This is a genomic window from Shewanella sp. 11B5, from assembly GCF_002836795.1.
GTDB lineage: Bacteria > Pseudomonadota > Gammaproteobacteria > Enterobacterales > Shewanellaceae > Shewanella > Shewanella frigidimarina.
Genome location: NZ_PJAP01000220.1, coordinates 1 through 11,039 on the forward strand (window position 1 = coordinate 1; position 11,039 = coordinate 11,039).

General features: G+C 43.0%; 10 protein-coding genes. 4 read left to right on the forward strand and 6 right to left on the reverse strand.

Translation table 11 applies throughout. From position 1 onward, the window contains the following. From CXF78_RS01940 to CXF78_RS01960, 5 genes are all read right to left on the reverse strand, one after another. The coding region (locus CXF78_RS01940; protein WP_102035813.1) for an Ssp4 family T6SS effector at positions 1-871 on the reverse strand (871 nt) is incomplete at its 3' end. A 126-nt stretch (positions 872-997) separates the two neighbouring features. Continuing rightward, positions 998-2,791 (reverse strand): AMP-dependent synthetase/ligase, encoded by a 1,794-nt coding sequence (locus CXF78_RS01945; RefSeq protein WP_102035814.1) that lies wholly within the window; start codon positions 2,789-2,791, stop codon positions 998-1,000. 126 nt (positions 2,792-2,917) lie between these two features. Next, positions 2,918-4,210: an ABC transporter permease gene (locus CXF78_RS01950; RefSeq protein WP_102035815.1), complete on the reverse strand. Its 1,293-nt coding sequence runs from the start codon at positions 4,208-4,210 to the stop codon at positions 2,918-2,920. Beyond that, on the reverse strand, positions 4,207-5,076 hold the full coding sequence (locus tag CXF78_RS01955) for an ABC transporter ATP-binding protein (protein WP_102035816.1): 870 nt from the start codon (positions 5,074-5,076) through the stop codon (positions 4,207-4,209). Before CXF78_RS01955 ends, CXF78_RS01950 begins: the two co-directional genes overlap by 4 nt. 45 nt (positions 5,077-5,121) lie before the next feature. Next, positions 5,122-5,499 (reverse strand): GntR family transcriptional regulator, encoded by a 378-nt coding sequence (locus tag CXF78_RS01960; protein WP_011639383.1) that lies wholly within the window; start codon positions 5,497-5,499, stop codon positions 5,122-5,124. A 94-nt stretch (positions 5,500-5,593) separates the two neighbouring features. Here CXF78_RS01960 and CXF78_RS01965 point away from each other — a divergent pair, with 94 nt between their 5' ends. The 4 genes from CXF78_RS01965 to CXF78_RS01980 all read left to right on the forward strand — a co-directional run bounded on the left by CXF78_RS01965 (position 5,594) and on the right by CXF78_RS01980 (position 9,438). After that, positions 5,594-7,192 (forward strand): alpha/beta hydrolase, encoded by a 1,599-nt coding sequence (locus CXF78_RS01965; RefSeq protein ID WP_011639384.1) that lies wholly within the window; start codon positions 5,594-5,596, stop codon positions 7,190-7,192. Positions 7,193-7,194: 2 nt separating this feature from the next. Then, a complete protein-coding gene (locus CXF78_RS01970; protein ID WP_011639385.1) occupies positions 7,195-7,929 on the forward strand; it encodes an ABC transporter ATP-binding protein in 735 nt (244 codons plus the stop codon). After that, positions 7,929-9,062 carry an ABC transporter permease gene (locus tag CXF78_RS01975; protein WP_011639386.1) on the forward strand — a complete coding sequence of 378 codons (1,134 nt, stop codon included), beginning with the start codon at positions 7,929-7,931 and terminating at the stop codon, positions 9,060-9,062. The genes CXF78_RS01970 and CXF78_RS01975 overlap by 1 nt, the downstream gene beginning before the upstream one ends. 151 nt (positions 9,063-9,213) lie before the next feature. After that, positions 9,214-9,438, forward strand: coding sequence for a hypothetical protein (locus CXF78_RS01980; protein ID WP_011639387.1), 225 nt, complete (start codon positions 9,214-9,216; stop codon positions 9,436-9,438). A gap of 52 nt (positions 9,439-9,490) precedes the next feature. Here CXF78_RS01980 and CXF78_RS01985 read toward each other — a convergent pair. Then, a partial coding sequence (locus CXF78_RS01985; RefSeq protein WP_145991351.1) for a diguanylate cyclase occupies positions 9,491-11,039 on the reverse strand: 1,549 nt, incomplete at its 5' end.

The window sequence follows — 11,039 nt, forward strand, 5'->3', positions numbered from 1 at the left end:
TGCTCATTGAAGCTCCAACGGCATCCATTAAATGTAAACGAAATGCATGGGTAATTTGTTTACCTGTATATTTTTTTATGTTGCCTTTTCGAGCCATAGATTTTATTAATTTACCTGAAGCACCAGGTAAATTAAGACGGGTAATTTCACGATTTGATCTCTTTTTTTCAGCACGGGATAACCCTTTTAAGATTTCATAGGTATTCTTACTTGTACCCAACTGCATCATTTTTATTGCTTTTATTGTACCTAAAGCAGCAGCGCCAGCACCTGCAAGTGATACTAAATCCACAGCTGAAGTGGCATTTTGATACCATTCTTGTGAGTCTAAATTATCATTTTTTTCAGGATTTTCATACGCATTATATGATCGCATCGCACCATTAATACATTGAACAAGACCAGCAGTTGCGCCTGCTCCAGCTAAATACGTTATCGCACTACTTGTCCCGCCAGTTAATGGAATAGCAGCCATACTACCAATTACAACCATCCACCCAAGCGCAGCAGTCCCACAACTCCAAGCAGCATTTCCCAATTCACCAACTAATTTAGATTCACGGATATTACCTTGGCTACCTTTTAAATGGGAGGCAAACTCGGCCTGACTCATTAATTGAGGAGGCTCCCTTAGAACGATTTTAATCGGATTTAGTTGGCAAACAGGTTCGAATTTTCTTAATTCAATAATGTTGTATTTGCTATCAATATAAACGATTCCTGCGCCCGCAAGACCCGGTATAGCGTCAATTTTTTTGAACAGCGTTTTTGTATCGATATTAGCTAACACTTTCTGGCTAAATTGATTGCCATAAAAAGACTGAGTGCTAGATCTAAAAACAGGCTTTCCATTTACCGTGATAATTTCCATAGTTCCCTCTATGTTGCCTAATTTTAAGATAGAGTATTGTACCTCTATTGGAAATACAGGCAATTATCACTAAGTATTACGAAAAAGGACGCTAATGCGTCCTTTGGTATAAAGATTGATGGTTAATTACTTGCCATACATGGCATTAATTTCACTGTGATATTTGCTGTAAATCATTTTACGACGCAGCTTTAATGTCGGCGTAATGAGTCCAGATTCCATCGAAAATGCTTCATGTAATAAGGTGAATTTTTTGATTTTTTCAAACCCAGCTAGCTCATGTTGCAACTCGATTAATCGCTGCTCGAAATGAGCCACCACTTGTGAGTGACGTAACAACTCAATTGGGTTTTCAACATGTATGCCTTGCGCTTTAGCCCAAGTATTTAATGCTTCAAATGCTGGCACGATTAGGGCTGACACGTAATTGCGTGCATCGGCAACAATGGCGACTTGTTCGATAAATGGGCAACAAGCTACCTTACCTTCAACCCGCTGTGGTGCAATGTATTTACCGTTTGAAGTTTTCATTAACTCTTTAATGCGATCGGTAATATACAAGTTACCATGCTCATCGATATGCCCAGCATCACCGGTTTTTAACCAACCATCTTCAAAGGCTTCGGCGGTATCTTGTGGGCGATTGTAATAACCGCGCATCACAGTGTCGCCACGCACTAAGATTTCATCGTCTTTGCCAAGCTTGATTTGCATAGCCTCTAGTGGCTTACCGTTTGAACCTGGTACACGATTATCTAAAGTATTACAGGTTACCGTGGCGCAGGTTTCTGTCATGCCATAACCACACAATACCGGTACACCTATACTGTGAAAAAAGCTGGCCACATTAATATCGAGTGCGGCACCGCCCACGGGCATGAACTTTAACCGGCCACCCAACACTTGCTGTAACTTGCTGTAAACCAGCTTGTTAGCCAGCTTCCACTGTGCGCCTAACCACAAACTTCCTGAAGCACGACCTTGGCTAACTTCAAATTGGTGCTTACCTACTCGCATCGCCCAAGCAAATAATGTTTGTCTCGCTTTAGGCGCTTGGCCGACTTTATCGTGCACAGCGCTGTAAATTTTTTCTAAAAATCGCGGCACTGCACACAAGGTATGTGGTTTAACCGCAATAAGGGCTTCTTTAATTCGATTAGTGTCGCTTAAATACACATTGTGGCCGCCGCGACATAATACATACATGCTCCAACCACGCTCGAATACATGGCTAAGCGGTAAAAAGGCCAGCGACACATCACCCGCAGTAAATGGCAACTCACTGTCATGCTGTTTAATCATCGAGGCAAAATTACGGTAGTCGAGCATCACACCTTTAGGATTGCCGGTGGTGCCAGAGGTATAAATAAGCGTAAATAAGTCGTCTAAATTGCTATTGGCTAGTCTAGTATTGAGCTCATTGGTAATCAGCGGATTAAATTGCGCCGCTAATACTTGATCAAAATACACATGATTATCGGCATTAAGGGTAACGTTAGCATCAAAGACTACAATGTGTTGCACGCACTCAGCTTGGGCTGCCACTGTGCAAGCCATGTCGTATTGCTGTTGGTTACCAGCAAAAATTAATTTAGCTTGAGAGTCGTTAACAATGAATACCGCTTGCTCTATGGTGCTGGTTGGATATACCGGTACCACAACATTACGAGCTTTAAGGGCACCAATATCTGCACAGGTCCACTGTGGACAGTTTTGCGCTAAAATCACCACTTTGTCTTGCACTTGTAAGCCAAACTCAATTAACAACTGTGCGACTGAGTCTGTAACCGTATCAAATGCGCCCCACGTTACGGTATGCCAAGGTGCAGGCATGTCAAAGCCTTCAAGGGCAATATTATCGCCTAATGACTGACCTTGCTGTTGCAGGAGTCGAACTACGTGGTATTGATCTAATGACATATGATAGTGGCCTTTTAGCTTACAAGTGTTCCGCTTTTTACATTCTACCTGAAGTCGCTAAAAACCATAAGAGCTTTTGCTCTATTTTTGAGCTTACGGTCACGTTTGTCAGTTATGCTCGATGATTTACGGGGCCAAAACACCATGCTGCCACAAACGTTTTTTACCCCAAATTAATGCGCCAACACCAACAATAATTAGTGGCACATCCATAAGCAACCATACCCATAAGCTGTCACCGTCTCGCACTGCGGCGAAACTCAACGACACCAATATCGAATGGAGTAACACTATTAGCATTGCTGCTGTGGCTTGCAGGCTATTACGGCTTGCCGAACCCATTCCCAGCATAATCGCACAGCCCCAAAAAGTGCTTAGACCTAAATGCAGTACAAATAATCCGCCATATTGCGGGTCAATCAAGCTATTGGTAAAACCTAGCACGCTGACCATAGCCACTAACACAGCGATGAAACGATACTGGCTGCGGTAAAATGCATCGCGCAATCCACTCAAGCCGCTATAACAAGGCAATAAAAACAGCGTTTCTGCCGCGCGCCAACGTTGAATTCGGCTCCAATGAACAATGGCACAACTGATCACGGTAAATTGCACCAATAAAAATAATGCTGGTACATCAATATCAAATAGCCACGACAGCAGTATTAAACCAAGGGTGATCAACGGTAAACAAAGCAGCATCATAGTTAACACCGGGCCGATAAAAAAGTTCATCGGATGAAACAACCGCTCAACACGAGTAATCCAGGTGAATCCTTTTATGCTCGGCAGCCACATCCAGCCCATTTGCACGGCGTTGAGGTACACCACACGCGCCTCATTATTCCAGCTAAGTTGGCGACATAAATGGATCACCCAAGACAATAGCCCAGCAATCAGTATTAGCATCATCCACGTCGGTATCGTGAGTGCGAACTTATCTGAAAATGGCACTGTTATGAATAATAAAAACGATAAATGAAAACTGTTACTGCGCCATAAACAGGCCCATACAAACAGCAAACTGACCACAATGGCTAGCAGTAGTCTGGGGATGACATCGTAAGCAGCAAAACCAATACAGACTAATAGCTGTATCAATAACATACCCACTGCGATGGTCGCCGCCTGTATGAGTACGTGCTTTTGATAATGAGGTATTAGACCGGTCATCTCGGTTGCTGCTAAGCGATTAAACTGCCAAGAAATTGCCGCCCCCGTAGACAGTGTTGCCATGGAAAAAACGAGGCTAACAACCTCAGTTTTACCCGTGATAAAACACAAAAAACCCAACATTAGGCCTAATCCTGCGGCACCAATAAAACCGACACTGCCTAAGTCATATAACCACAACCGCAGCATGCCACGGTAAGGTTTACGCCATGCTGAAAGTTGACTGTTTTGCAGCGACTGATTCATCGATGCAGCTCCATAAATAACTGTTCTAGGTTGAGTGATTTCTCACTCTGCACACCCGCAATATTCGATGGGTTACCTTGAGTATCCACCAGCACACTTTGTCCGGTTTGGCTCAATATTTTATAATGTGACGGTAACTGAGCGTTTTCGGCTAAGTTGAGTAATTTAACCTCTTCACGCAAGGCGTCGATTTCTTTAAACAGTATCAGTTGGCCTTTTTTAATTAAGGCAACATGACTGGCAACACGTTCTAAATCTGAGGTGATATGCGATGAAAATAACACTGCAGAACCTGAATCGAGCGCGAGATCGAACAAGTCGCTCATAAACTGACGCCTGGCAATGGGATCTAAGCTGGCAACGGGTTCGTCGAGTAATAATAAGGTTGGCCGATACGCCATGGCCATTATCAATGCTAATGATTGACGCTGGCCCACTGATAATTTTTGCACCGCTTGCGTAACATCTAAATCAAATCGTTTAAGCCAATCTTGCTCGAGTGTCATATCCCAGTTTGGATAGAAGCTGCGGTGCAATTCTAACGCTTTATCTATGGTAAAGCCTTCATAACCAAAAGGCTGCTGGGGTACGTAACCAATTCGTTCTTTTGCTTGAACAGATAAAGCGGTAGGCGGTTCGCCAAGGGTTGAAATGTCGCCTTGTTCGATGCCCACAATGCCTAATGCACAACGCATTAACGTCGATTTACCCGCACCATTTTGGCCTAATAACCCGACCACCATACCGGGATAAAGTGTCATCGATAGATCGACCAACACCGCATGACCTGCTGCAGATTTGTGTTTTGCAGCAAAGGTTTTGCTCACATGATTAAAGCGTAAAACGGGCTTCTCTTCGGCTTCCATTATCGACTTCCTAGATGATGTCCTTAAAAATTAGCTCAACTGTGGCTATTCTTTATTCCAAAATTGTTCCAACAATACTTGTAACTGGTCATAATCGACCCCTAGCTGCCGTGCCTGCTCAACTAATGCAGTTAATTGTGGTGCCAACAAACTGCTGCCAGAATCATTATTGGCCGCGGTTCTGGCAGCCACGCGTGACGGCTGACCACGACGGCGCTCAACCCAACCTTGGTCGACTAGTTGCTGCATAGCACGTGATACCGTCATCGGGTTTACCGCTAAATGTTCGGCAAGTTGGCGCACCGAAGGCAGAACATCTTCGGGGTGCAATTGCCCGCCGACAATTAAGCGCACGATTTGATCGTGCAACTGTCGATAGATGGGTTCACCACTGCTGGGGTTGACATTTATTAATTCTAACATTAGCCTTTAACAACTGTATTAATACATTGATACACTCATACACTAAGTGCTAAGGTATCATAATCGTCATGAAATGCAAAAAGGAAACGTTCCGATGATCAACAGGAAGTTTATCAACACAGTCTTAGCCAAGCGGTCAACCCGCTCTGGGTTATGCCAATCGGCAACACGTACTAGCCGATGGCTCGCGGTCGCTATTGCAATTTTACTCGCCAACAATAGTCATGCCGACACATCGCAAACCAATGTGGCAGCACCCGCTAAAACCAGTGCTTGTTACTTAGACGGTTTAGACGAGCAATTACAGTGCGGTAAAATAACTGTGCTGGAAAACCCTCAGCTACCTGACGGTAAGCAAATCGACATTCATTTTGCTATTTTGCCAGCCATTAAAAACACTCACCCAAATGAAGCATTACTGGCAATCGCAGGCGGACCAGGCCAGTCAGCCATTGAAAATGCCGCTTTCTTTAATCGCATGTTGACCAAAGTTCGCCAGCAGCGCGATATTTTACTGATTGATCAACGTGGTACCGGTAAATCGAACATTTTATCTTGCGACGATGACACCACTGAATTACTCAGTATGAATGATGACGATCTCGATATCATTGCGATGACAGAAAAATGCCTAGGTCAAATTGATGCCGATGTAAGCCAATATGGTAGTAATACCGCGTTAACTGACTTCGAAGCAGTACGCGAATATTTGGGCTACCAAAAACTGCATTTATACGGTATTTCCTACGGAACACGTATGGCACAGCTTTATATGCGCCATTACCCAGAAGCCTTATTAACAGTGACACTGGATGGCGTGGTGCCAATGCAACAAAGTGTCGTGGCGATTGGTGACTCAATAGAACGTGGTTTAAATGTGTTATGGCGCGACTGTAAAAGTACTCCTGCTTGCCAGCAACAATTTCCAGACTTGGCTGACGAATACAATAAAGTCGACCAACTGCTGGCCACCGCTCCGATAAGCCAACAAGTACGAGACCCACAAACAGATGAACTCAGCGAGTTTTTACTCACCCGCAGCAAGTTTAGCGGCGCTATTAGAATGGCGATGTACATGGCAAACATCCGTGCACTTATCCCGCATGCTATTCATCAAGCGGCACAAGGTAATTATCAACCGATATTAGGTATTTACACATTAACTGCTGATAGCACAGGTATTGCGATGGGCATGCACGCATCCGTTGTGTGTGGCGAAGACATTCACCGCATTACTGATCAAATGCGTAAAGATGCAAAAGAGTCGTACATCAGCGGCAATATGCTAGAGGGGTTAGAAAAAACCTGCCAAGCCTGGCCGATTCCACAAGTGGACGACAACTTTAGTGAACCTATCCTCAGTGATATCCCCACCTTATTGTTATCTGGTGAACTCGACCCGGCAACACCACCAAACTGGGGCGCACTGGCGCAAGAAAAACTGACAAAATCAAAGCACTTCATTGCACCTTATGCAACCCACGGCGTGGCCGGTCAAAGCTGTGGCAATGACCTCGTCGCCCAGTTAGTTGACCAAGGTTCAGTAAAAGACATCAACGGTGAATGCTTACAAAAAGATGTCCGTCGTAGCTTTTACCTTAATGCCAATACCGTAGAAGCACTACCGGTTATCGACACGCCCACTGACATAGAAACAACAGCACCAGCGAATACCGCTGCGGATAAGGAATAGTCATGATTACTGTTGCAAACTTAACCAAAAAAATTGGCGATGTGCAGGCCTTAGATGATTTAAGCTTTAGCGCTGAGAATGGCCAAATTACCGGTTTACTCGGCCCAAATGGTGCAGGTAAAACCACCTGTTTACGCACTTTATTTGGGTTACTTAAGCCAGACTCAGGCACTGCCACTGTTGATAACATTGATGTTGCAGTTGATCCGATTGGGGCCAAAAAGCAATTAGGCTTATTCCCCGACCCTTTTGGTTTATATGAACGCTTAAGCCCGCGTGAATACATTAGTTTCTTTGCCGAACTCAGTGGGATGTCGCGCAAACAAGCTAAAAAAGCCACTGCTGATGTGATTGCACAATTAAAGCTGGAAGACATTTGTGATCGTCGCTGCAAAGGTTTTTCTCAAGGCCAGCGGATGAAAACGGCATTAGCACAAGCCATTGTTCATAAGCCAAGTAACATCATTTTAGACGAACCTACTCGCGGACTTGATGTCATGAGCACCCGCTTACTGCGCGACATTTTATTGCAACTCAAAGACCAAGGTCATTGTGTGCTGTTTTCAAGCCACGTGATGCAAGAAGTCGCCGCCTTGTGTGATCGCGTGATCGTGATGGCTAATGGCAAAGTGGTCGCCATCGGTAGCCCTGACGAACTGTGTCAGCAAACAGGTAAAGACTCTCTAGAAGATGCATTTATCGAACTTATCGGTACCGACGAAGGGATTGCAGCATAATGAAAATGATACTCGCAATGGTGCGCAAAGAACTCATCGACGCCGCACGAGATAAACGATCTGTTATGGCTGGTTTATATTATGCCATTGGTACGCCGCTGATTATGTGCGGCATGTTTATGGTGTTAATTGGCCAGCTGTCTAGTCCAGAAGATTTAAACATCAATATCAATAATGCCGATAACGCTCCAGATTTAGTGCGCTACTTAAGTAATAACGGCATTAACCACGGTGAAGATGAACAAGCGAATAAAATCATCTTAACCATTAGTGACGATTACGCCGCCAACATGGCCAAAGCTAAACAAGCTGAAGTGATATTAATAGCCGACAATTCAGATGAGAAGCTGCAAAAATCAATTCGTCGACTAGAGCGTCAACTGCAAGCATATAGTGCAGAAATGGGCAGCATTCGCTTAATTGCACGCGGTATTAATCCCCGGATAACCCAGCCATTAAAGGTCAATATCGAAGACAAAGCCACACCAGACTCTAAAGGTGGGATGATTTTAGGCATCGCTATTTTCACCATGATGTACTCGGTATTTATTTCCGGTATGAACCTCGCGATCGACACCAGTGCGGGTGAGCGTGAGCGTAACTCACTAGCACTATTGTTAAGCCACCCAATGAGCACCCGCCAATTGGTCATCGGTAAAATTATTGCCGTAACCTGTTTTGCTTTGCTCGGGTTAATCTTGATTTTACTGGTATCAAAAGTGGCTTACCCCTTTGTACCGTGGCAAGAAATTGGCTTTACCATCAACATTAGCCAAGACTTTATGGGCTTAATGTTCTTAGTGGGTATTCCAGTCGCCTTGATGGCCGCAACCTTACAACTGTATGTATCGTTTATGGCTAAAACTTTTAAAGAGGCACAATCATACTTAACCATGGTGTTATTTGTACCACTGGCCCTTTCAATGGCAGCTAGTTACAACATTGCTCCAGACATATTGCAGTGGTTACCCGTATCAGGCCAACAGCAAGCATTAATGGACTTTATTAAAGGTCGTGAAATACCAATGATGCAATTAATTATTTCATCTGTGACCACACTGATCATTGCCATTGCGTTGGCTGCAGGCTTAGAAAAGTCGCTTAAAAGTGAAAAAGTCGTCTTTGGTTTATAACGGTTAGCTTATAACGACGAGCCCCAGCCTTATCGAGTAGAGATAAGGCTGGGGTAATTAGCAAGAGAGATTAGCTAGCGCTTTTAATAAGAGTAAGTCAGATAAGAAAGTCAAAAATCTATTAACAAAAGAGCATTAATAAGGAGTCATTATGGAAAACGATATCGCCATTATCGCGCTGGTCTTCATTATTGTGGTTGGCACCACTGCATCTGAAATGTTTAAGTATTATATGAAGCATAAGCAGCAAACTGACACGGGCTGTGTTAGCGATCTACAAGCCCAAAACCAAGCATTGATTGAACGGGTACAAGTATTAGAGAGACTGGTAACTGACAGTGATTTTGATTTAAAGCAGCAGTTTAAACAGCTGTAGTGTTTGCGCTAAAATGCCAAATATCGAGTTAACTCATCGGTATTCGGCATATTTAGTCGCCAAACTTCGCCACTCTGACAGTATTACGCCCCGCTTGTTTAGCCAAATAAAGTTGCTCATCGGCATGTTGTAATACATCGCTAAAGTTATATTTTTCTACGTCGGCTAATTTATCGTCAACCACCACCACACCAATACTAACCGTGAGCCAGTCTCGGTCATCAATATTATTAGAGATGTGCAATTTCTCGATAGACTCACGAATCTCTTCCGCAACGTTCAATATATTTTGATGATGATTATCGGCCAAAATTATGCAGAACTCCTCACCACCATATCGTGCAGCAAGCCCATCATATTGAGCCATAACCTCTAACAGGCTGGTCGCAACGGCAGTTAATGCATCATCCCCCTTAAGATGACCTTGTTTATCATTAAAATACTTAAAATTATCGACATCAATCATCATCACACTAAAACCAACATTTTCTAGATGCCAGCGCGCAATAATTCGCTTTGTAAATGCTTCAAGACCCCTACGGTTAGTTATGCCTGTGAGCGAATCTTGAACCGTTAATGTCTCTAAGTAATTTTGTTGAGCATTAAACTTAAGCAGTAATTGATTAAATGAGTAAGACACATTTTCAAGTTCATCAATAAAATGATTTGAAGCCATTTTGCTGATGAAATTATCATCTGATGAATCATTAATGCTTTTGTTAAAACGAATAAGCGGCTTGATAAGCAGTCTTGATAATGCCATCAACGAGAGAGAAACAATCAACACAATTGACAACAATATCGATATTGCCGATGCCCAATCTAACTGAGGCAACGACACTTTTTTATGGTGTAAAGTCACCTGTACCACTTGGTCATTAAACGTATTACGGATTAGCCAATTGTGTGATGGCGCAATAGTTTCAATTTTCTTTAAACTAAAAAACTCTTGCATGTTTTTTGTTGATGTTTGTGCATCCTCAATTGAAAACTTCACCAAAGAAAACTGACTAATATCGTTAATTAACGCTTTATCCACTAAGCGAACCATCGTTAAACTGCCAGCAATTTCACCGTGACCAGTCGATGGTAAAATGGTGGTATTACTAAAGTAAATGAGAGCCCCGTCAAAAACGAGATAACCACTGCGGCTAGACACTGTTTGTGATGCAATTTCAGCTGCTGTGGGCAAAATAGCAAAAGATTCCGTATTTTGCTGATGAAATAAATGAACGAGTGACGATCTGGATGATTTTAATGAGTCATCCTGATAATCCCAAATTAACTTATTATTAGTATCGATGACAAAAACAGCATCAATATTTGCAGCTTCAAATGCATTATTAGGCATATTGCTTTGAACAAAATCATCAGTCGGATTACCAACATACTCAACTAGCTCATCCCACACGGCGTAATCGTAACATAAGGTGGTTAAGCTATTTTTTGATAACGATAATGCCGAATACAACAAATTATATTCTTGTTGTTGCTGATCTAACACCTCAGTTTTTATTCCAGGGAGGTAGAAAAAATAGTAAATGCTCACCAACAACATGGTTATTGTAAGTAATAGTGAAGACAACAATAAAAGCGAAAAA